Origin of the sequence: Pseudobacter ginsenosidimutans, from assembly GCF_007970185.1 — a bacterium.
Classification (GTDB): domain Bacteria; phylum Bacteroidota; class Bacteroidia; order Chitinophagales; family Chitinophagaceae; genus Pseudobacter; species Pseudobacter ginsenosidimutans.
Map to the genome: position 1 here is coordinate 3,271,221 of NZ_CP042431.1, position 22,305 is coordinate 3,293,525.

General features: G+C 47.8%; 19 protein-coding genes. 15 read left to right on the plus strand and 4 right to left on the minus strand.

Annotated elements, in window-relative coordinates; all coding sequences use genetic code 11:
• The first annotated feature begins 50 nt into the window (after nucleotides 1-50).
• The 9 genes from FSB84_RS13220 to FSB84_RS13260 all read left to right on the plus strand — a co-directional run bounded on the left by FSB84_RS13220 (nucleotide 51) and on the right by FSB84_RS13260 (nucleotide 14,677).
• Nucleotides 51-1,238, plus strand: a complete 1,188-nt coding sequence (locus tag FSB84_RS13220; protein ID WP_225980062.1) for a DUF6786 family protein — start codon at nucleotides 51-53, stop codon at nucleotides 1,236-1,238.
• Between the two features lie 50 nt (nucleotides 1,239-1,288).
• Complete coding sequence (locus FSB84_RS13225) at nucleotides 1,289-3,061, plus strand: L-fucose isomerase (RefSeq protein WP_130544477.1); 1,773 nt, start codon at nucleotides 1,289-1,291, stop codon at nucleotides 3,059-3,061.
• Nucleotides 3,062-3,085: 24 nt separating this feature from the next.
• Nucleotides 3,086-4,705 (plus strand): sodium:solute symporter, encoded by a 1,620-nt coding sequence (locus tag FSB84_RS13230; RefSeq protein WP_130544476.1) that lies wholly within the window; start codon nucleotides 3,086-3,088, stop codon nucleotides 4,703-4,705.
• A 170-nt stretch (nucleotides 4,706-4,875) separates the two neighbouring features.
• On the plus strand, nucleotides 4,876-5,880 hold the full coding sequence (locus FSB84_RS13235; protein WP_207234358.1) for a metallophosphoesterase: 1,005 nt from the start codon (nucleotides 4,876-4,878) through the stop codon (nucleotides 5,878-5,880).
• A 62-nt stretch (nucleotides 5,881-5,942) separates the two neighbouring features.
• Complete coding sequence (locus FSB84_RS13240; protein WP_130544475.1) at nucleotides 5,943-7,058, plus strand: serine hydrolase domain-containing protein; 1,116 nt, start codon at nucleotides 5,943-5,945, stop codon at nucleotides 7,056-7,058.
• A gap of 68 nt (nucleotides 7,059-7,126) precedes the next feature.
• On the plus strand, nucleotides 7,127-10,264 hold the full coding sequence (locus FSB84_RS13245) for a SusC/RagA family TonB-linked outer membrane protein (RefSeq protein ID WP_130544474.1): 3,138 nt from the start codon (nucleotides 7,127-7,129) through the stop codon (nucleotides 10,262-10,264).
• Between the two features lie 71 nt (nucleotides 10,265-10,335).
• Nucleotides 10,336-12,228 carry a RagB/SusD family nutrient uptake outer membrane protein gene (locus FSB84_RS13250; protein ID WP_130544473.1) on the plus strand — a complete coding sequence of 631 codons (1,893 nt, stop codon included), beginning with the start codon at nucleotides 10,336-10,338 and terminating at the stop codon, nucleotides 12,226-12,228.
• A gap of 34 nt (nucleotides 12,229-12,262) precedes the next feature.
• Nucleotides 12,263-13,444, plus strand: a complete 1,182-nt coding sequence (locus FSB84_RS13255) for a DUF5000 domain-containing lipoprotein (RefSeq protein WP_130544472.1) — start codon at nucleotides 12,263-12,265, stop codon at nucleotides 13,442-13,444.
• A gap of 27 nt (nucleotides 13,445-13,471) precedes the next feature.
• Nucleotides 13,472-14,677: a DUF4998 domain-containing protein gene (locus FSB84_RS13260; protein WP_130544471.1), complete on the plus strand. Its 1,206-nt coding sequence runs from the start codon at nucleotides 13,472-13,474 to the stop codon at nucleotides 14,675-14,677.
• Nucleotides 14,678-14,754: 77 nt separating this feature from the next.
• Here FSB84_RS13260 and FSB84_RS13265 read toward each other — a convergent pair whose 3' ends face one another.
• From FSB84_RS13265 to FSB84_RS13275, 3 genes are all read right to left on the minus strand, one after another.
• Nucleotides 14,755-15,951 carry a pyridoxal phosphate-dependent aminotransferase gene (locus tag FSB84_RS13265; protein ID WP_130544470.1) on the minus strand — a complete coding sequence of 399 codons (1,197 nt, stop codon included), beginning with the start codon at nucleotides 15,949-15,951 and terminating at the stop codon, nucleotides 14,755-14,757.
• 117 nt (nucleotides 15,952-16,068) lie between these two features.
• The gene (locus FSB84_RS13270; RefSeq protein ID WP_158643890.1) at nucleotides 16,069-16,509 is read right to left on the minus strand and encodes a DUF1573 domain-containing protein; all 441 of its coding nucleotides are present in this window, start codon (nucleotides 16,507-16,509) and stop codon (nucleotides 16,069-16,071) included.
• A 16-nt stretch (nucleotides 16,510-16,525) separates the two neighbouring features.
• Nucleotides 16,526-16,987, minus strand: coding sequence for a DUF1573 domain-containing protein (locus FSB84_RS13275; RefSeq protein WP_130544468.1), 462 nt, complete (start codon nucleotides 16,985-16,987; stop codon nucleotides 16,526-16,528).
• Nucleotides 16,988-17,139: 152 nt separating this feature from the next.
• Here FSB84_RS13275 and FSB84_RS13280 point away from each other — a divergent pair, with 152 nt between their 5' ends.
• The 6 genes from FSB84_RS13280 to FSB84_RS13305 all read left to right on the plus strand — a co-directional run bounded on the left by FSB84_RS13280 (nucleotide 17,140) and on the right by FSB84_RS13305 (nucleotide 21,865).
• On the plus strand, nucleotides 17,140-19,533 hold the full coding sequence (locus tag FSB84_RS13280) for an alpha-ketoacid dehydrogenase subunit alpha/beta (RefSeq protein ID WP_130544467.1): 2,394 nt from the start codon (nucleotides 17,140-17,142) through the stop codon (nucleotides 19,531-19,533).
• A complete protein-coding gene (locus tag FSB84_RS13285) occupies nucleotides 19,526-20,140 on the plus strand; it encodes a trimeric intracellular cation channel family protein (protein WP_130544466.1) in 615 nt (204 codons plus the stop codon). Before FSB84_RS13280 ends, FSB84_RS13285 begins: the two co-directional genes overlap by 8 nt.
• A gap of 6 nt (nucleotides 20,141-20,146) precedes the next feature.
• Nucleotides 20,147-20,458 (plus strand): hypothetical protein, encoded by a 312-nt coding sequence (locus FSB84_RS13290; protein WP_130544465.1) that lies wholly within the window; start codon nucleotides 20,147-20,149, stop codon nucleotides 20,456-20,458.
• A 213-nt stretch (nucleotides 20,459-20,671) separates the two neighbouring features.
• The gene (locus FSB84_RS13295; RefSeq protein WP_207234357.1) at nucleotides 20,672-21,187 is read left to right on the plus strand and encodes a hypothetical protein; all 516 of its coding nucleotides are present in this window, start codon (nucleotides 20,672-20,674) and stop codon (nucleotides 21,185-21,187) included.
• A gap of 2 nt (nucleotides 21,188-21,189) precedes the next feature.
• On the plus strand, nucleotides 21,190-21,372 hold the full coding sequence (locus FSB84_RS13300; RefSeq protein ID WP_147122163.1) for a hypothetical protein: 183 nt from the start codon (nucleotides 21,190-21,192) through the stop codon (nucleotides 21,370-21,372).
• Nucleotides 21,323-21,865 (plus strand): hypothetical protein, encoded by a 543-nt coding sequence (locus tag FSB84_RS13305; RefSeq protein WP_130544464.1) that lies wholly within the window; start codon nucleotides 21,323-21,325, stop codon nucleotides 21,863-21,865. Before FSB84_RS13300 ends, FSB84_RS13305 begins: the two co-directional genes overlap by 50 nt.
• A 14-nt stretch (nucleotides 21,866-21,879) precedes the next feature.
• Here the strand turns inward: FSB84_RS13305 and FSB84_RS13310 are convergent, their stop codons facing one another.
• On the minus strand, nucleotides 21,880-22,290 hold the full coding sequence (locus FSB84_RS13310) for a hypothetical protein (protein ID WP_130544463.1): 411 nt from the start codon (nucleotides 22,288-22,290) through the stop codon (nucleotides 21,880-21,882).
• Nucleotides 22,291-22,305 lie beyond the last annotated feature (15 nt).

The window sequence follows — 22,305 nt, forward strand, 5'->3', positions numbered from 1 at the left end:
TGAAACGAATGTCATTGACCTCATTTCCTTACCTAACAATGCTTTGCTGTATGATCATCGCCTCCTGCCAGGATAGTCCTGAATCCTCTTCTGTCCATTTTGAAAAAGGATCTTTTGGCCACGACCTGCAATTCCTTCTTCAGCATGATAGTGTGATAGTGCTTACATCGGAAGATGAACAAGCGCAGGTGATCGTCTCTCCTAAATACCAGGCCAAGGTATTCACTTCAACCGCCACCGGTGCAAATGGGAGTAGCTTTGGCTGGATCCATTACAAAGCCTTTACGGAAGCGCCTGACCCGCATATGAATGCTTATGGTGGTGAGAACCGCTTCTGGCTTGGTCCGGAAGGTGGCCCTTATTCATTGTATTTTGCACCGGGAACTCCCATGACCTTTGATAACTGGCATACACCAGCGCCCATCGATTCGGAAGCCTGGAGCCTGACCCAACAAAGCAAGCATGCTGTGCACCTGCAAAAAGAAATGCAGCTCGTCAATTATGCAGGAACAAGTTTATCCCTTCGCGCAGACCGCAGCATTACGCTCCTGGAAGCGGACACTATCAGCCGATTGCTGGGACTGATCCCTGATACTTCGGTTAAGGCTGTGGGTTATCGGACAGACAATGCCATCACCAATACAGGTACAAATGCCTGGAACGAGAAAACAGGAATGCCCTGCATCTGGATGCTGGATATGTTCAATCCTTCAGAACAGGCAGTGATCCTGATCCCTTACGATTCCAATGCAGTGAAAGCAGGAGAAAAAATTGCAAATACAGGATACTTCGGTGAAATAGATCCTGCCCGCATCAAATATCACAAAGGCGTAGTTTGTTTCAGGGCGGATGGTAAATCGAGAGGAAAGATGGGGATTGTGCCCGGCAAGGCAAAACCGCTGGCGGGTAGTTATGATGCAACAAAAAAGATCCTTACCATTACCTTCTTCGATCTGGATCGCAATGGGAAATACCTTAACCAGGAATGGAAAACGAACGTACTACCCTTCAGTGGTGATGCTGTGAATGCTTACAACGACGGGCCTTTGGCAGATGGTTCTCAAATGGGACCCTTCTATGAGATCGAAAGTGTATCGCCTGCAGCATTGCTTCAGCCTGGTGAGAAGATCGATCACCAGCATACCGTACTTCATTTAACAGGACCTGAACAATACCTGGATGCAATTGTGAAAAAATTGTTCGGACTGTCTATCCAGGAAATTCCATCATTTCAATAATAAAATAGCGTGTGCCCAGTCGCTAAGTAAATCATTCATTCATACATATCATGACAAAGCATTTTGATTATCCCGCAATCGGGATCAGGCCTGTTATTGACGGCAGGTACGGGGGCGTGCGTGAATCCCTCGAACAAACCACGATGGAGATGGCCCGTGCAGCAGCCCTTCTTTTCGAAAACAGCCTGCATTATCCCGATGGCAGTGCGGTGCGCTGCGTTATCGCAGATACCTGTATCGGCGGCGTCACGGAAGCTGCAGCGGCCGCCAGGAAATTTGAACAGCAAAACGTTGGACTAACGTTGTCGGTCACCCCATGTTGGTGCTATGGCAGTGAGACCATGGACATGCATCCCACCTGGCCCAAAGCCATCTGGGGTTTCAACGGAACAGAAAGACCCGGCGCTGTGTACCTGGCCGCTACACTGGCTGCACATAACCAGATGGGGCTCCCTGCTTTCGGTATCTATGGACATGATGTGCAGGACCTGCATGATGCATCGATCCCCGATGATGTGCAGGCAAAACTGCTCTCATTTGCGCGCGCAGGACTGGCAGTGGCGATGATGCGCGGTACCTCGTATCTCGCTATTGGATCAGTATCGATGGGCATCGCAGGCTCTATCGTTGTTCCCGATCTCTTCCGTGAATACCTCGGCATGCGGAATGAATATGTTGATTCATCCGAGATCCTCCGCCGCATCGAACAAAAGATCTACGATGAAAAGGAATTCGAACGTGCACTGGCCTGGACAAAAAAACATTGCCAGGAAGGAGAAGACACCAACGCAGCTGCCAAACAATTCTCGCGCGAAGAAAAAGATGAGCAATGGGCATTTGTAGTAAAGATGACCATCATCATCCGCGACCTCATGAAAGGCAATCCGGTATTGAAAGAGAAAGGATTTCCCGAAGAAGCGCAGGGCCATCATGCAATCGTATCCGGATTCCAGGGCCAAAGGCAATGGACAGATTTCTTACCGAATGGTGATTTCTCTGAAGCTATTCTCAATTCATCGTTCGACTGGAATGGAATACGAGCTCCCTATATGGTAGCTACAGAGAATGATGCGCTGAATGGTGTATCCATGCTCTTCGGTTACCTGTTGACCAACCGTGCACAGATCTTCGCCGATGTGCGCACTTATTGGAGCCCTGATGCGGTACAGCGTGTATCGGGCTGGAAACCGGAAGGAGAAGCCGCATCCGGATTTATTCACCTGATCAATTCCGGTTCTGCTACACTTGATGGAAGCGGACAACAGGAGGAAGATGGTCAACCCTGCATGAAACCATTCTGGGAGATCAGCGAAAAAGAAGCGGCCGACTGTTTGTCTGCAACGTCCTGGCATCCCGCCAACCGCGGCTATTTCCGCGGAGGCGGTTACTCTTCCAAGTTCGTAACCAAAGGCGGTATGCCGGTGACCATGTGCCGTCTCAACCTTGTGAGAGGGATCGGGCCTGTATTGCAGATAGCGGAAGGAACAACCATCAGTCTGCCGGCGCATGTTCATTCCGTTCTCGATGACCGTACAGACAAAACATGGCCCACTACCTGGTTTGTGCCGCGCATCACCGGTCAGGGAAATTTCCGCGATGTATATACCGTGATGGCCAACTGGGGCTCCAATCATGGTTCCATCAGCTATGGCCATATCGGCCATGAGCTGATCACACTGGCCGCGATGTTGCGAATTCCTGTCTGCATGCACAATGTCCCTGATGAAAGGATCTTCCGTCCTTCCGCCTGGAGCGCCTTTGGCATGGATGCCGAATCAGCTGACTACCGTGCATGCGATACTTACGGTGCTATATATGCGTAAAAATATTTAACCCTTCAACTGCTTATGTTCGACCAATTGAAAATATCATGGATCGATCTGATGATCATCCTGGCCTATCTCGTACTGATCCTGGTGGTAGGGATCCTCTCCATCCGGAAAGACAAGATGAACAGCAATAATTATTTCCTGGCAGGGCGCTCCCTCAACTGGCTGCTCATCGGTTGTGCGCTCTTTGCCTCGAATATATCAACGATCCATATGGTAGGACTGGCCTCGGCCGGTTTCTCCGATGGAATCGTACAGGGAAATTTTGAATGGATGGCTGTTTTCATACTCATTATCCTCGGTCTTGTGTTTGCACCATTCTATTTCAGGAACAAGATCTCCACGCTTCCTGAATTTTTGGAAAAAAGATTCAATGGAACGGCCCGTACCTTACTGGCCATCTTTGGTATCATCGGCGCCTTGTTCATGCATATAGGGATCAGTCTGTATGCAGGTTCTGTAGTATTTGAGAATTTTTTCGGAGTGGATAAATGGACGTCCATTATTATCATTTCCATCATCACCGGCATCTATACCGTGTATGGCGGATTGAAAAGTGTGGTGATCACGGAAACGATCCAAACAGTGATCCTCCTGGTGGGTGCATTTTTCCTGGTAGGGTATGGTATCCATGCATTGAATGAGAACGGCATTCATTCCTGGGCGGACTTTCAACAGGCAACCAAACCCAACCAGCTTAGTCTCTTGCAAACTTCAGAACAAAATCCCAAACTGCCCTGGTATTCCATTCTGTTGGGATATCCCGTGATCGGCATCTGGTACTGGTGCGCGGACCAGACCATTGTGCAAAGGGTATTGGGGGCAAAATCACTGGAGGATGCACGCAAAGGGCCGCTGTTTGCCGGTGTGCTGAAGGTACTGCCGGTGTTCCTGATGGTATTCCCGGGTATAATGGCCTATATTCTTTTCAGGAACGAGATCCACAATCCCAACGATGCACTACCGGTAATGATCACCCGATTATTACCGGTGGGACTGATCGGTCTTTTCAGCGCTTCCCTCCTGGCAGCCTTGATGAGCTCGATCGCATCTGCATTGAACAGTGCTGCAACACTGGTTTCGATCGATATCTGTAAAAGGCGGAATCCTGACATGAGCGATCAGCGCCAGGTGATGATCGGAAAGATCACTGCAGTGGTGGTGATGATCTTGTCCATTGCCTGGTGCCCGATGATCGAGCGGTTCATCAGCATCTTCGATGCCATCAACCAGATCCTGGCCGTGCTCTCGCCACCCATCGCAGCTGTTTTTGTTTTAGGCGTATGCTGGAAAAGAGGCAATCACCAGGGAGCGGTAAGTTCCATGGTAGCGGGCATTGTTGCAGGTGTTCTTGTATTCCTGCTGGATTTCCCCATCATCGGCAATCAAAAGATGATTACGGATGTGCTGGGCATTCCCTATATGATGCAGTGCTGGTGGTTATTCGTATTCTGTTGCCTGGTATTTGTGATCGTAAGCAAACTCACGCCGCCACCACCTCCTGAAAAAGTTCAAAATTATACGCTTGCTTCCCCATTGAGTTTCCTGTATGGGAAGTTGACAGGTATTGGCGATGCCAGGATCATTTCACTGTTCCTGTTACTGCTGATGGCGGTACTGTACTTCATATTCCGTTAACATGGAATACTGTGGAAAACCTTACTGGGAAAAGGATAGAAAGGATAAGATAGTGCTAAAATGAGATAACCTGGTAAATAGCCGGAGCATACCCGGAATTTATCTTTGGCCTGCAGTCTGTCAACAGCCTTCCCGGCCCTGGTACTTAAATAAAATCAATTGAAATAATCATGAATCGCAGAGATGCTTTGTACCGGATCGGTGTATTGGCAGGTGGCGTGATCACGGGTCCGGGTTTTATTTCTTCCTCCATTTTCAGCAGGTCTTTCAGGTTGGTGATCCTGCCAGATACACAAACCTATTCGAAACGCTACCCGGAAATTTTCAAAGCGCAGACTGCCTGGATTGCTAAGCATGCGAAGGACATCGCATTCGTTTTGCATGCCGGCGATATCACTGATCACAACAGCGAAGAGCAATGGAAAGTAGCTGTGGATGCCATGAGCCTGCTGGATGGAAAAGTTCCCGTAAGCATTGTACCGGGCAATCATGATATCGGCAGCAAGCCAAAACTTTCCTGTGATGTGCGGAACTCGGATCTCTTCAACCGCTTCTTCCCCTATGATAAATATAGCGCCCAGCCTGAATTTGGTGGTGCATATGAAAAGGGGAGGATGGATAATACCTGGTTCAGTTTCCGTGCTGCAGGTGAGAACTGGATGGTCCTTTCGCTGGAGTTCGGCCCACGGAATAAAGTCATTGCCTGGGCAAACGAAGTGGTGGCGCAACATCCCAAACACCAGGTGATCCTTCTCACACATGCATACATGTATGCAGATGATACCAGGATCGGGGAGGGAGATAAGTGGAGACCACAGGCATATGGCATCGGAAAAGACCAGGGCGATGATGCGGTGAATGATGGTGATCAGATCTGGGAAAAACTGGTGAGCAAACATGCCAACATGAAGATGGTATTCAGCGGACATGTATTGTTTGATGGTACAGGGAAACTGGTAAGCAAAGGCATTCATGGGAACGATGTATACCAGATGCTGGCCAATTACCAGGAAGGAGTGATCGGAACGGAAAACGGCGGGAACGGCTACCTGCGCATTGTAACAGTGAATCTACGTAAGAAGAAGATTTCTGTACAAACCTATTCACCTTATCTGGACAAATACAAAACGGAGGATGACCAGCAATTCGAATTCAATGATGTCAGTTTCGGATAATTGCCGGCTTCTTACCATCCCTTGATCAACTTAATGCTAAACCCTGCTTAATTAATTCGGGTATGAAAAAATCGATCTACGCCAGTTTGTTACCGGCTATCATTCTAATCAATGTAAATATTCAACGGCTCACTGCAGCTCCTGTAACAAGAGACAGCAGTCATGATTTTTCTGCTGCTGCCGCAGAAGAAGCGATCAAACAATTCATGGACAAATACAAGGTACCGGGACTTTCCATTGCCGTGGGGAAAGATGGCAAGATAGTATATGCCCGTGGCTTTGGTATTGCGGATTCGGCTGCCGATAAAAAAGTGAATACGCAAAGTCAGTTCCGCATTGCCAGTTTATCCAAGCCGATCACGGCTGTTGCCATTCTTAAACTGGCGGAACAGGGAAAGTTTTCACTGGATGATAAAGTGTTCGGCGAAGGCGGCGTACTGGGAACTGCCTACGGTACGCAACCTTACCCCGAAGGCATTTCGTCCATCACCATCCGTCAGCTGCTATCGCATATCAGTGGCGGCTGGCAGAACAATGGTGATGATCCCATGTTCCACAATAAAGACCTCACTGCCGATCAGCTGATCTCGCATACGCTCAACAATCAGCCATTGAAGAACAGGCCGGGTACCGCCTATGCCTATTCGAATTTTGGTTATTGCGTTCTGGGCCGTGTGATTGAGAAGGTGACCGGCAAGCCTTATGAAAAGTTCATGTTGACTGAGATCCTGCGTCCTGCCGGTGTAAAACATATGGAAGTAGGCGGCAATACTGCCGATGAAAAGAGAAAGCATGAAGTAGTGTATTATAGTCGGGACAGGAGTGCTTACCTCGACAATGTTACCCGTATGGATGCACATGGCGGTTGGATCGCCACGCCTACAGACCTGGTAAAATTCTTATGGCAGGTGGATGGTTTCGATAACAGGCCAGACATCCTGCAATCCGCATCGATCCGTGAAATGACCACGCCATCCCAACCCAACCCCTCCTATGCTTTGGGATGGAGTGTAGCCGGCGCCACCTGGAAACACACCGGCAGCCTTCCCGGTACTGGTGCAGAAATGATCCGTACGGGCGGCGGCTATTGTTGCGCCGTTCTGGTGAATACCAAACAGGGAGGAGATTTCTTCAAAGACCTCGATATCCTCGTGAAAAAAATTACCGGCCTTCCATAGGGCCATAGCCATTAGCCTTCCTACTGACCTGTTGAAGCTTATTGAATCTTAACCAAATTAACTTGTTTATGAAAAGCAAGCGGACTGACCTTTTATTGAGGTCGATCTTCATCCTCTTTATGCTGCTGAGTCCTGGTGTGATGCTCTTCACTCAGGCGCAGGACAAAAAGAGCCCTGATAAAAAAACAGAGATCAGGGGCACTATCACCGACAGTTCCATGGCGGTGATGCCGGGGGTATCGGTTTCTGTAAAGGGCAATTCCCAGATCGGCACCACTTCCGATCTGAATGGTAAATATATCCTGGAAGTTCCGGCGGGTTCGATGATCGTGTTCAGTATGGTGGGCTTCGGTACACAGGAGATATTGTCCACAGGAAAATCAGTGATCAATGTAACGATGCGTTCTTCCGCCAACCAACTTGAAGATGTGGTGGTGACTGTTGCATTCGGCAAACAGAAAAAAAGGGAAGTGGTAGGATCCGTTACCAGTATCGATCCCGGCGAACTGAAAATTCCTTCCAGTAATCTCACTACTGCACTGGCCGGCAGACTGGCAGGTGTGGTGGCTTACCAGCGAAGCGGCGAGCCCGGAGCCGACAATGCCAATTTCTTTATTCGCGGCGTCACCACTTTTGGTTACAAGACAGACCCGCTGATCCTGGTTGATAATATCGAGCTGACGGCTACGGACCTTGCGCGTCTGCAACCCGATGATATCGCCAGTTTCGCGATCCTGAAAGATGCAACGGCAACTGCCTTGTATGGAGCACGCGGCGCTAACGGTATCATTCTTATCACCACCAAAAAAGGTAAGGAAGGGAAAGCGAAGATCAATTTAAGAGTGGAGAATTCCGTTTCGCAACCTACGCGCAATATCGAGCTGGCCGATCCTGTAACTTATATGAAACTCGGCAATGAAGCAGTGCTCACGCGCAATCCGCTCGGCATCCTGCCTTATTCGCAATACAAGATCGATAATACCATCGAAGGCACCGATCCGTACATGTTCCCGGCAACGGACTGGAGAAAGGAATTGTTCAAAGATTACACGATGAACCAGCGTGCCAACTTCAGCGTCACTGGTGGTAGTCAGACCACACAGTATTACCTGTCTGCTTCCGTGACCAAGGACAATGGCATGCTACGTGTGCCGAAGCGCAGCAACTTCAACAACAATATCGATCTAAGGACCTACCTGCTGCGTTCGAACGTGAACATCAATCTTACAAAAACAACCGAGGCGGGCATCAAGCTGTATGGCTCATTTGATGAATACAATGGGCCCATCGATGGCGGCACCACATTGTACAATAAGATCATGCGCACCAACCCTGTTTTCTTCCCGGCCTATTACCCGGTAGATGCGGAGCATGCGCATACACAACATATCCTGTTCGGCAATTTCGAGAGCGGGGATTATATCAACCCCTATGCCGATATGGTAAAGGGATATAAAGATTATTCAAGATCACTGATGCTGGCACAGTTCGAGCTGAAACAAAACCTGGCTTTCATTACGCAGGGCCTGAACTTCAGTGGCATCATCAATACTACCCGCCGTTCCTATTTCGATGTATCCCGCTTTTATAATCCATTCTATTACCAGGCTACCAACTACGATCCGGCAAAGAATAAATACAGCCTTACCCTGCTCAATGAAGCGCAGGGTACTGAATACCTCAATTACCGGGAAGGACAGAAGCTGATCAGCTCCACTTCCTATATTGAAGCATCGTTGAACTATAACCGAAGTTTCGAGAAGCATGGTGTGAGCAGCATTCTCGTATTGCTGATGAATAACAGGCTGGACGCTAATTCCGGCGATCTTCAAACCTCACTTCCTTATCGTAATATCGGATTGTCCGGTAGGTTCACCTATTCATTCGACCGCCGGTATTTTGCTGAATTCAATTTCGGCTATAACGGATCTGAAAGATTCTATGATGGAAAAAGATTCGGATTCTTTCCGTCAGCAGGTATCGCCTGGTCTGTGTCCAACGAAAAATTCTGGAAACCGCTGGAAGATATCGTTACCAACCTGAAGCTGAGGGCAACTTATGGCCTTGTCGGAAATGATGCCATCGGCGGTCCGGCAGACAGGTTCTTCTATCTCTCCAATGTGAATATGGAAGATGGTGCAAGGGGCGCTACGTTCGGCACCAACTACGGTTATTCCAGAACGGGTATTTCCATTTCCCGGTACGACAACAGGGAGATCACCTGGGAAGTAGCGCAGAAAGTGAATCTCGGCATGGAGATCAGTCTCTGGAACAAACTCAATGTGATTGCTGAAGTGTTCAGGGAGAACAGGAGCAAGATTCTCATGAACCGTTCCAGCATCCCCAATACCGCCGGTTTGCAGGCCGCCCAGAAATCCAATGTGGGCGAGGCTTCCGGAGAGGGTATGGATATTTCTGTTGATTATTCGCTCAACCTCAACAAGGATATCTGGTTGCAGGCGAGAGGTAATTTTACTTACGCTACCAGTTCCTTCAAAGTATATGATGAACCTGATTATGCAGAAAAATATTTGTCGAGGATCGGTTATAGTCTTAACCAGACCTGGGGCTATGTGGCAGAAAGATTATTCGTGGACGATGCAGACGTTGCCAATTCACCGCGGCAGAATTTCGGAGAATACATGGCGGGCGATATCAAGTACCGCGACCTGAATGGTGATGGCGTGATCACTTCCCTGGATCGTGTGCCGATCGGTTTCCCTACCGTTCCTGAGATAGTGTATGGATTCGGATTCTCTGCCGGGTATAAGAACCTGGATCTTTCCTGTTTCTTCCAGGGATCTGCAAGATCTTCTTTTTATATCGATGCTGAAAATACATCGCCCTTTGTGGAGAACCAGGCATTGCTGAAAGCCTATTCGGAAAGCTACTGGTCCGAAGATAACAGGAATATATATGCGCTTTGGCCACGGCTGAGCAATACCAATATCAACAATAACCTGCAGGCCAGTACCTGGTTCCTCCGGAATGGAGCATTCCTGCGGTTGAAAACAGTGGAGCTGGGTTATTCTTTCCCAAGGAAGCTGATCAGTAAAGTGCATCTCACTAATGCCAGGATCTATGCCAGTGGTATCAACCTTCTCACGTTCAGCCCTTTTAAATTATGGGATGTTGAAATGGGAGGCAATGGACTGGGCTATCCTATCCAGCGTGTGATCAATGTAGGGCTCAATATCAATTTTTAATGATCAGTAATAATATAAATAAGATGAAACGAAGTTCCATCCGACCATATATAAAATTAGAAAACTTTCGGATGAAAGTTTTTACAATGATAGCCCTACTGGCGATACTCGCGGGCAGCGGCTGCAAGAAATACCTCGATATTGTGCCGGACAATATCGCTACCATCGATTACGCATTCCGGGCAAGGAATGTGGCGGAGAAATATCTCTTCACCTGTTATTCCTATATGCCGGATGATGCCAGCATCTTCGCCAATCCGGGTATGCTAACGGCAGATGAATTCTGGTTCTATTATCCCGGCTTCAGCTCCAATGCCTGGAATATTGCACGGGGCTTACAGAATAAAGTGAATCCCTACCTGAATTACTGGGGTGGATTGAATACCGGGAAGCCATTGTTCCAGGCGCTGCGCGACTGCAATATCTTCCTCGAGAATATCAATAAAGTGCCTGATATGGACCAGATGGAAAAAGACCGCTGGTCGGGCGAAGTGAAATTCCTCAAAGCCTATTATCATTACTTCCTGTTCAGATTATATGGCCCCATTCCTTTGATCAAAAACAATCTTCCTATTTCTGCTTCCGTGGAAGAAGTGAAGATCAAAAGGATGCCCGTTGATTCCTGCGTGGACTATGTGATACAATTACTGGATGAATCCATTCCTGTGTTGCCGGACTTCATCCAGAATGAAGCATCCGAACTGGGAAGGATCACCAAAACAATTGCCATGACGTTGAAAGCCGATGTGCTGGTGACTGCTGCCAGCCCGTTGTTCAATGGCAATCCTGATTACGCTTCTTTCAAAGACAATGATGAAGTGAATCTTTTCCCCGCAACCTATAGCCAGGAAAAATGGGCGAAGGCTGCAGCAGCCTGCAAGGCCGCCATCGATCAGGCCCATGGCGCAGGTCATTATATTTTCAAGTACATCAATGCCAACCCCAGTCATATCATGTCTGACTGGACTAAAACGCAGATGAGTATCCGAAATTCAGTTACACAAAGATGGAACAAGGAGGTTATCTGGGCCAATAGTCAGAGCCAGGCCATCGCTATCCAGCGTTATGCTTTTATCCGCGCCCTCGACCCGGTAGCCAATAATAACTCCACTGCGCTGGGCGACCTGGCGCCAACCCTGAAGATGGCTGAAACTTTCTATACAGTAAATGGTGTGCCGATCAGTGAGGACAAGACCTGGGATTACCAGAACCGTTACGGACTGCGTGTTTCGGAGGATGAGAACAAGCATGCCATCAAGATGGGGTATACCACTGCCAAACTGAATTTCGACAGGGAACCCCGCTTCTATGCAGACCTGGGCTTCGATGGAGGCACCTGGTATGGGCATGGAAGATTCGATGATAATAATCCCTGGGTGGCGGAAATGAAGCTGGGACAAACTGCCGCCAGGAAAAATACCTACGGATACTCCATCACGGGCTATCAGCCGAAGAAGCTCGTGTTCTTTACCAATACAGCAACGGCGTCTGCCTATCCCATCGAAAGCTATCCATGGCCGTTATACAGGCTCGCTGATCTTTATCTCCTGTATGCTGAAGCATTGAATGAATCGGACGGCCCCACTCAGGAAGTGTATGATTATGTGAATCTCGTACGTGAGAGAGCCAATATCCCTACCGTGCAGGATGCATGGACCACTTATTCAACGCAGCCCGACAAGTTCACACACAAATCAGGTTTGCGCGAGATCATCCACCAGGAGAGATTGATCGAGCTTGCCTTTGAGGGTAAAAGAGCGTATGATCTTCGACGTTGGAAAAAGGCTATGTCCTATCAGAATTCCCCTGTGGAAGGATGGGATATCCTGCAGTCGGAAACAGTGCTCTACTACCAGAAGAAGATATTGTTCCCGCAGAAATTCCAGACCCGCGATTATCTCTGGCCAATAAGGGAGAATGATATCACCGTGAACAGGAAACTGGTACAAAACCCAGGCTGGTAAACCCTTTCATTACATCATCATAAAATGTTCTTTTATGTGTGCTCCTAAAAATATAATGCTCCTGCTGTTGGTTGCTCTGACAGTATTCGCCTGTAAAGAAGAATTGATTGGGCCTCCGGGAGGAGATGGAAAAGGACCCGGACCGGTTTCGAACGTAAGCGTGGAGAACCTGCCTGGCGCTGCCAAACTTACGTATACACTTCCTTCTGATCCCGATCTCATGTATGTGGTGGCTGAATTCAGTCCACGTACCAACAGCAACAGGGATGTAAAATCATCTTTCTATAACAATTCTCTGGTGGTGGATGGATTTGGAGAGAGCAAACCATTTGAAGTGAGATTGTATGCGGTTGACAAGGAAGAGAAAAGGTCGGAACCTGTTATAGTTACTGTGAATCCTGCTACGCCTCCCATTCAGAAAGTGTATGCTTCGGTGGAATTGAAAGAAGATTTTGGTGGCCTGAACGTAAGGTTCAAGAATCCCGATGGCGGTAATATCGTTTTCAGTGTGATGAAAAAGAATAGTGGCAGTGAATTCCAGGAGATACAGAAATATTATACAAAAGATACGGCAGGTACTTTCTCCGTGCGGGGTATGCCTTCCGAGCCCGTCACTTTTGGCGTGGTGTTGCGTGACAGGTGGGACAATCATTCCGATACACTCACAGCCGATCTGACGCCTATCTATGAAGTACAGGTGCCTGATAATACCATCACGCTTAAAAAAATGACCGGTGATGTATTCACGCCGCGCAGCCCCTGGAAATGGGAGTGGATCTGGGATGGTATCATTGAACATACTGCCAACAAATTCCTGGTTACACAGGTAGGTACGGGCATGCCTCAGTCCTTCACCATGGATCTGGGAAAAACGTATAAGCTAAGCCGTTATAAGTACTGGCAGCGGACAGACGCTTCTTACTATGCACAGGGTCCGCAGTACTGGGAGCTCTATGGCTCCAACGATCCCAACCCCGATGGAAGTTTCGATGCCAGTTGGGTAAAGCTGCTCAGTTGCGAGCATGTGAAACCAAGCGGCCTGCCGCCCGGTGAGAATACAGCGGAGGATCTGGAGAAGCTGAAAGCTGGTCTGGAATTCAATTTCCCGCTGGATGCGCCACCCTGCCGCTATATCAGATGGAAGACGCTTTCTTCCTGGGCAGGTACTGATTTCCAGGTGCTGGGTGACATTATCGTTTACGGAAACGATCAATAATATTTCCGGTCTTAATACAAATTTTTTATGACGAAACTAATCTTCAATACAGTTGTAACGGTATTATTGGTTTCCCTGTCTGTTTCCTGCGGGAAGATGAACGATGTATACAAGGATTTTGTGAAAGGGGGAGCGATCAATTATACCGGCAAGGCAGACTCCGTGAAAGTGTTTCCCGGAAAGGGCAGGATCCAGTTCACCTATCAGCTCCGTTCAGATCCCAAGATCATCAAAACGGTCATCTACTGGAATAACCGGAAAGATTCGATGGTGCAGCCCGTGCAGCGCAAACCGGGCATCGACACCATTACCACGCTGATTCCACAGATAGCAGAAGGCACTTACACTTTTACATTTGTCACTTACGATAACCAGGGAAATTCCTCCGTGTCAGTAGATATTCCCGGCAATGTATATGGAAGCAATTATGAAAGCTTTCTAACCAGCAGGCCTATGCGCACCAGCGAAATGACACCGCAGGGCGATGCGCTGATCACATGGTATACAGCAGATCCGCTGGTGATCGGAACGGAGATGAGCTATACCGGTATCGATGACCAGGAGAAAGTAACAATGCTGCCCGCTTCCGAGCTGGAGGGTGTGATGGAGGATTTCAAGGATGGCGCTCCTTATTCCTACAGGACGATGTACCAGCCTGAACCCAATATGATCGACACCCTGTACAGTGCGGCAACCTCTGCTGAAATCCTGATGGACGATGTAACGCATTTGTATCTGCTGAACCCCGGTAACCCCTTCGAGTATGCTACGTATGATGGTACGCGTTATGGCACGCTCAAAGACTGGACGGTAACCGCCAATGTGAACAACCAGGGAGGCTTTGGCAGTTTCGACAATATCGATGATGGGGCTTATATGAGCATTTCCAAAATGACGGATGACAATGCAGTGGTGACCAACGGAAAGATCTCACAGGTAGTGAACCTGCCGGCAGGTGAATACAATTTCATCGTTTATTTCAATGGTAAGCCCGAAGCAGGCTATTCCATTGCAGCCGGCACAGGTTCAAGAGTGGCGGCAGCCCTGGGAACCACGATCCCGAATACTCCATCGGCAGCCAATGCACTGGGTTTCTCCACGCTCAGTCCACGCACTTCCATCGCATTCCAACTGACGGAGCCGAAGCAGGTGGCAGTGGGGATCTGGAGTACCATGTCGCAGAACACAAATTATTTCAGGGCAGTAAAAGTAAAACTGACGAAACGTAAATAACCCGGTTCCTGATAACAAGCAAAGGCCGCTCTGATAATATCGGAGCGGCCTTCCTTTTGAATTATGTTGAAGCGGGATTATTTCGTTCTTCCCGGGTAAACTTTCAATGCAGCTTCCAGGCAATCCATGGCGCCATTGAGATCGTCTACATTCAGTACATAGGCCAGGCGAACTTCATTCAATCCAAGTCCTTTCGTTCCGTAGAAACCGGTGGCAGGCGCCAGCATTACAGTGGCGTTGTTGTGATTGAAAGATTCCAGCAGCCACTGGCAGAATTTATCGGAATCATCGATGGGCAGTTTGGCCATAGCATAAAAGGCGCCGCCGGGATTGGGGCAGAATACGCCATCCATGGCATTCAGTCTTTTTACCAGTACATCCCTGCGCCTGAGGTATTCGGCGCGTGTGGCGTCGAAATAGTTTTCAGGCAGGTCTACGGCTGCTTCTCCGAGGATCTGTGCAAAGGAGGGAGGGCTGAGGCGCGCCTGTGCAAATTTCATGGCGGCATCCAGCACTTGTTTGTTCTTGGTTACGAATGCTCCGATACGACCGCCGCAGGCGCTGTATCGCTTGGAGATAGTATCCATCAGGATCACGTTCTGCTCGGCTCCTTCGAGCTGCATGGCGCTGATCTGTTTGCCATCGTATGCGAACTCACGGTATGCCTCATCCGAAAACAGGAAGAGGTTGTGCTTAATCACGATCTGTTTCAGGGTGTCCATTTCTTCCTGGCTGTAGAGGTAGCCGGTAGGATTGTTGGGATTGCAGATCACGATGGCTTTGGTGCGGGGTGTGATCATTTTTTCAAACTCGCTGATGGCGGGCAGTGCAAATCCGGTTTCGATGGAGGAGGTGATGGGCTTTACCACCACTTCAGCTTCCACGGCAAATCCATTGTAGTTGGCGTAGAAAGGCTCGGGAATGATCACTTCATCACCGGGATCGAGGCAGGCCATGAAACCAAAGATGATGGCTTCGGATCCGCCGGTAGTGATGATGATCTGGTTATGGTCCACTTCAATACCTACTTTCTTATAGTAATCGACCAGCTTGCGGCGATAGCTCTCATTGCCCGCACTGTGACTGTATTCCAGCACTTTGAAATCGGCATGGCGAACAGCGTCCAGGATCTGGGGAGGCGTTTCAATATCCGGCTGACCAATATTGAGATGGTATACTTTCGTTCCTTTTTTCTTGGCTGCTTCCGCGAAGGGAACCAGTTTACGGATGGGTGATGGTGGCATTGCATTGCCACGCTGGCTAATCGTTAACATGCGGCAAAGATAGGGGAGTATTGTTATCTGTTTTCCGGGAAATACACAAAAAAATGCGGGGTCTTCCATGTATTGCCAAAGACAACAGGAAGACCCCGCGCAGCTAATGTGTATCTTTTACTTGGACTTGTTCCCTTTTGATTGCTGATATTTTGCATAATCCACTTCATTCAGCACTTCACCGGTGATACGAAGATCCAGTGGGGCATCGATACCCGCTACCTTGATGGTGATGGTTTTGTTAAAGGGCCCGAGTGCAGAAGCGTTGAAACCGGCAGTGATCTTGTCTGCCTTTCCTTTTGCAATGGGAGCTTCAGGTTTTACCGGAGTGGTGCAACCGCAGGATGCAGTAGCAGCTTCAATTACAACAGGCTTTGTGCCAACATTGGTGAAAGCGAAATTGTACGTTACAGGTACACCTTGTTTGATCTTACCAAAATCGTGAACCAGTTCTTTGAACTTCACAACATTTTCTGCTTTCTGCACTGTAGCAGGGGCCTGGGCGAATACTGTTGCTGATACGAAAAATACGCTGAGTGCCAGAAGGAGATGTTTCATACTCGATTGAATTTGATTAGTGACCATTAATGTTTTTTAATAATGCGATAGACGCGTTGACCGGCGCTGCAGTAACTGGTGTCTTGTACACAGTACCGGAGATCAACAGCGTTTTTGACTGGTTATTGTTGTAGAGGATCGTGATCGACTTGTTGAAGTATCCTTCAGCAGCCGAATTATATCCTACTTTGATCTGTGCAGTGGCGCCGGGTTTAATCGGATCCCTGCTCCACTCGGGAGTGGTACAGCCGCAGGATGCCTGCACATTGGTCAATAACAAAGGAGTTTTACCTGTGTTCACTATTTCAAAAATATGTGTCACGGGCCTCCCCTGTGGGATCTTGCCAAAATCGTACCCTGTTTCTTTCAGTTGCAGCACTTCAGTGCCGGCCTGCGCGGCAGTGGCGGTCTGCGCTTTCAACGAAACGGATCCGGACAGGAATATGACGATGGCAAATGCTAAAAACCTTCTGATCATGACCTGATTATTTTTAATGTTAACGTATTCAAAATTACATTTTTAACGCTCTATCTGCCAATAAATTTCGGGGTTAATGACAATTTTTTAACAACTGCAAATATTGCCCGCTTTCGAACATATTATATGGAGTTAATACCTACTTTTGACGCATGGAAAACGCCATACACAACCCATTGTTTGCCAACGAAAAATTATCGTTCGACAAGTTCCGGGAGGAAGTGTTGAACGACTACCGTATGGCCTGCGAGAGCAGGGAAGCCAGCCTTTTAGGCCGTAAGGAAGTACTGACCGGGAAAGCCAAATTCGGCATTTTCGGCGACGGAAAGGAAGTTGCCCAGATTGCAGCAGCTAAATTCTTCCGTCGCGGAGACTGGTTATCTGGTTATTATCGTGATCAAACCTTTGCATTTGCCTCCAAACAGGCCACTGTGGAAGAGTTCTTTGCCCAGCTCTATGCTGATCCCGATACTGCCAATGACCCGCATAGCGGTGGCCGCCAGATGAACTCCCACTTCGCCACTCAAACCATTGATGAAGACGGGGAATTCCTCGATCTCGTCAACCGCAGGAACATCGCAGCCGGACTGGCCCCTACAGCCGGACAAATGCCGAGAGCCCTCGGCATGGCATTCGCTTCAAAATTATTCCGCAATTCAGGTGTGTTGCAGGACCTTCACCATCTCAGCAACGAAGGCAATGAAGTTTGCTTCGCTACTATCGGTGATGCCTCCACGTCTGAAGGACATTTCTGGGAAACCATCAACGCCGCCGGCGTACTGCAGGTGCCACTCGCAGTACTCGTGTACGATGATGGCTTCGGTATCTCAGTTCCCAAAGAATTTCAAACTACCAAAGGCTCCATCTCCGAAGCACTCAAAGGCTTCCAGAAAAAAGATGGCACCAATGGTTTCGATATTTACAAAGTACGCGCCTGGGATTATGCCGGCATGTGCGAAGTATTTGAAACAGCTATCCGGAAGATCCGCGATACACATATCCCGGCCCTCTTCCATGTAGAAGAAGTAACTCAGCCACAAGGCCACTCTACTTCAGGTAGCCATGAGCGTTATAAGAGCCCCGAGCAGCTGGAATGGGAACGTGAGTGGGACGGGAACAAGAAGTTCCGCGAATGGATCCTCGAGAACGAGCTCTGCTCCGAAGAGGAACTGCACAATGTGGAGATCAAAGCGAAAGAGCATGTGCGCGACAGTAAGAACCGCGCCTGGGAAAAATACATCACGCCTGTGAAAGAGCAGGTGACTGAAGCCCTGGGCATGATCGATGAACTGATCAATGCAGGCCTCGATGCGCACGGCGACCTGGCGAAAGACAGGCAGCAACTTGCTTCCAACCGCGAGCCCGTGCGCCGCGATATACTGCAGGTAATGCACAATGCCCTGCTGCATGCCGGCAATGCTTCCGCTGCTGATCGTCTCAGATCATATTACAAAGAAATGAAAGCCGAAGGCTATGCCATGTACGCGTCCAAATTGTACGATGAAAGCCCGAAGAGCGTTCTCAATATTCAAACTTCAGAACTGACTTACGCCTACGACGCACCGATGGTGAATGGCTACGAGATCCTCAACCGCTATTTCGATGCGTTGCTGAGCAACAATCCCAAAGTAGTGGCTTTCGGAGAGGATGTAGGTAAGATCGGCGATGTGAACCAGGGCTTCGCGGGCCTCCAGGCCAAACATGGCATCGAGCGTGTGTTTGATACCGGTATACGCGAGCTCACTATCATGGGACAGGGCATTGGCCTCGCAATGCGCGGTTTGCGTCCCATCGCAGAGATCCAGTACCTCGATTATCTTTTATACGGTCTGCAGCCACTCAGCGATGATGCTGCCACCCTCCACTGGCGCACCAAGGGCCGCCAAAGCTGTCCGGTGATTGTGCGCACACGTGGCCACAGGCTGGAAGGTATCTGGCATAGCGGCTCTCCGCTGGGTATGATGATCAATTCCCTCCGCGGCATGCATATCTGCGTACCACGCAATATGGTGCAGGCAGCCGGTATGTACAATACCCTGCTGCAGGGTAATGATCCCGGCATTGTTGTGGAATGTCTCAATGGTTATCGTCTGAAAGAAAAACTTCCCAATGATCTGCTGAACTACACAGTGGCGCTCGGTGTTCCTGAAGTGATCCGTGAAGGTTCAGATATCACCATCGTTTCCTATGGCTCCATGCTCCGCGTGATCCAGGAAGCGGCCGATATTATGGCGAAGCACGGCATCAGTTGCGAGATCGTGGATGTGCAAACATTGCTGCCATTCGATACACATCAGGTGATCCTGCAAAGCCTGAAGAAAACCAATCGCATCGTGTTCGTGGACGAAGATGTGCCGGGCGGCGCATGCGGATACATGTTCAACGAAGTGATGGAAAAACAAGGCGGTTACCGCTGGTTGGATGTGGCCCCCCGCACCATCACCGGTAAAGCGCACAGGCCCAGCTACGGCAGCGACGGCGATTATTTCAGCAAGCCCAACACCGAAGAGATCGTGGATGTGGTAACTGAAATGGTAAATGAATAAATTCTACCTCGACATTATCGAGACCGGCGGTACCATCGCCTTTGGATTGTCAGGCGCATTCATGGCCATGGAAAAAAGGTTAGACCCTTTTGGAGTGATCATTATTACGTTTGTAACAGCCATCGGTGGTGGTACCGTTCGTGATATGCTGATCGGCAAAACCCCGGTGACCTGGTTGCAGGACAATTCCACTGCACTGATAATTCTAGGCACTGCCATTGCGGCGCTCCTTTTCGGCAAATACCTCAAGCAGCTCAGTAAAACAATGTTCTTTTTCGATTCACTCGGATTGGGACTGTTTACTGTTGTGGGGATCGAAAAAGGACAGGAGGCTGGTCTCAGTTCACTGATCTGTATTGCCTTAGGCACCACTACCGGTTGTTTCGGAGGCGTGCTCCGCGATGTACTGCTCAACAATATCCCGCTCATTTTCCGGAAAGAGATTTATGCTTCAGCCTGTATTGCAGGTGGTATTCTGTACTTCGGCTTGTTGCAGACCGGGATCCTGGTGGAGTATATCACCACTATTACCATTGTGTTCATTGTATTGATCCGCGTGTTTGCTGTGAGATATAAAATATCTTTGCCGGCGAGTTACAATAAATAGTTCCACATGTTATCAGCTAAAGAGAGAAGGTTCATCAAGTATTGGGAAGAGCAAAGAGTAGGCGGACAAAGACCCTATCTCATTTTGTATATCCTGACAGGTACGTTCATTTCAACCATCATTGTGTTCTTTTTGTTTGCGATGCTGGGTATTGACCTGGAAGGCACTATTTGGATGGTGCCTGTGATCAGTGTGATTGCGATCACCGTGATTTCTGTGACAACATGGAAAAGGAATGAGAAAAGGTTTAAGGAGATTGTTAAGCGGGAGATGGAAGAGGGGATGGGCGATGGAGAGAATCATACCAATGGTAAATAGAAATATGCATTGAAATTCTGTACATTGAAATATTGCATTTGACCACAGATCGCTTTTGTATCCACCGGTTATTCTTTGGCTTGTCCAGCTTTTTCACCTGATAAATATCGCTCGTTTTTGGTTATAAAATTGATTATCAATTATATGTATTTTTAAATATTATATTTGATCGCTGATCGCGATTCGCGAACAGAAAACACTTATATTTATGGAATGAAATCTCACAATGGCATGCGGCCGCAGGACATAGTCATTCTGCTGAAAATTATTAGTCTTGACAAGTCTGATTGGCAATACAGGGATTTATCTGCACAACTTTTTATTAGTGTTTCAGAAATTTCAGAGTCTCTTCATAGAAGCCATACGGGAGGTTTGATAGATCAGTCGCGTCGTTATGTATATCGTCAATCGCTAATGGAGTTTATCGAGCATGGGCTACATTATGTATTTCCTCAGGTACCCGGTTCATTTGTAACAGGAGTTCCCACTGGGCATTCACATAGTTTTTTTAAAAAACATTTCGATTCAGAATTCAATTACGTTTGGCCGGATGAAAACGGGACTATTAAAGGGCTTTCAATTATTCCATTGCATAAAGGCGTTCCAGCTGCCGCGCAATTGGATGCAAAGCTTTACAGATGGTTGGCAGCGATCGATATTTTAAGAGTAGGGCGAGTAAGAGAGTTCAAGTTGGCATTGAATATGCTGAAGAAAGAAATATTGATTTGAGTATGCATCAAAATCTTGTCAGAATAAAAGCCGTTTATAATGCTCTTGAAGAATTAGGAAATGAAGTAGTGTTTGTTGGAGGAGCCACAGTTGCTTTGTATGCGGATCGTCCCGCTATTGAAATAAGACCAACAGATGATGTTGATATTCTGGTGGAGCTTTTTGAATTACTCAGGTTATTCTGACATAGAAAACAAGTTGCGTGCAAAAGGTTTTGAGAATTATATCGAGTCAGGTGTGATTTGCCGTTACTGCGTCAATGGTGTAATTGTAGATGTTATGCCTACAGAGAAAAATATTCTGGGTTTCTCGAATAAATGGTATCCCGATGGATTCAAGACTGCCATGAATTTTCATCTCGATGAAAATTGTATGGTCAGGATTTTTCAACCAGCATGGTTTATTGCCTCCAAGCTTGAAGCATTTAAGGGTAGGGGAGATAAGGATGGAAGATTGAGCAGCGATTTTGAGGATATTATATTTGTACTAAACAACAGAACCAGTATCTGGGATGAAATGGATGCTGCTCCTGAACCGTTGAGAAATTATTTTCAAAATGAATTTGGAAGACTTCTTTCGCATCACTATATGTTCGAATGGGTAGGCGTACATCTCGATTACAACGAGCAGAATAGAGTGTCTCATATTATGGGAGGATTGCAGAAAAGCTTCGGGTAAAAGAGAGCTCCTGCTTACCTTGCATTCGCCAACAATTCAAAAAAGTGCTCCTTGCTTACAGCTGTTTTGGGTTTTCCCAAAGTTTCGATCATTTCAGGGGGGAGATGAGCTTCAATATTCGCAGACAAAATGATCGGGTATTTTCCATCAGGTTCGAAAAAAATAAAGTTACCTGTTTGCATTAATTGATAGATCAATTCACTGAAATCCGGACCCGAACAAGGTCTGCTGATAGTAAGGTTTCCAATAAATTTACTATTCCTATCCATGAAAATCGTACATCCGTTTTCATGATCAAAACAGATGTCAACAAAATTTTCTCCTGCGCTTGAAATGTATTTGGTGAGTAAAGCAATAATAAAGTCAACCTGGATTTCTTGCGGTTCCTGATTAAGATAGGCCTGTAAGTAATACTCGTATGCCATAGTCAGGTGGGTAGT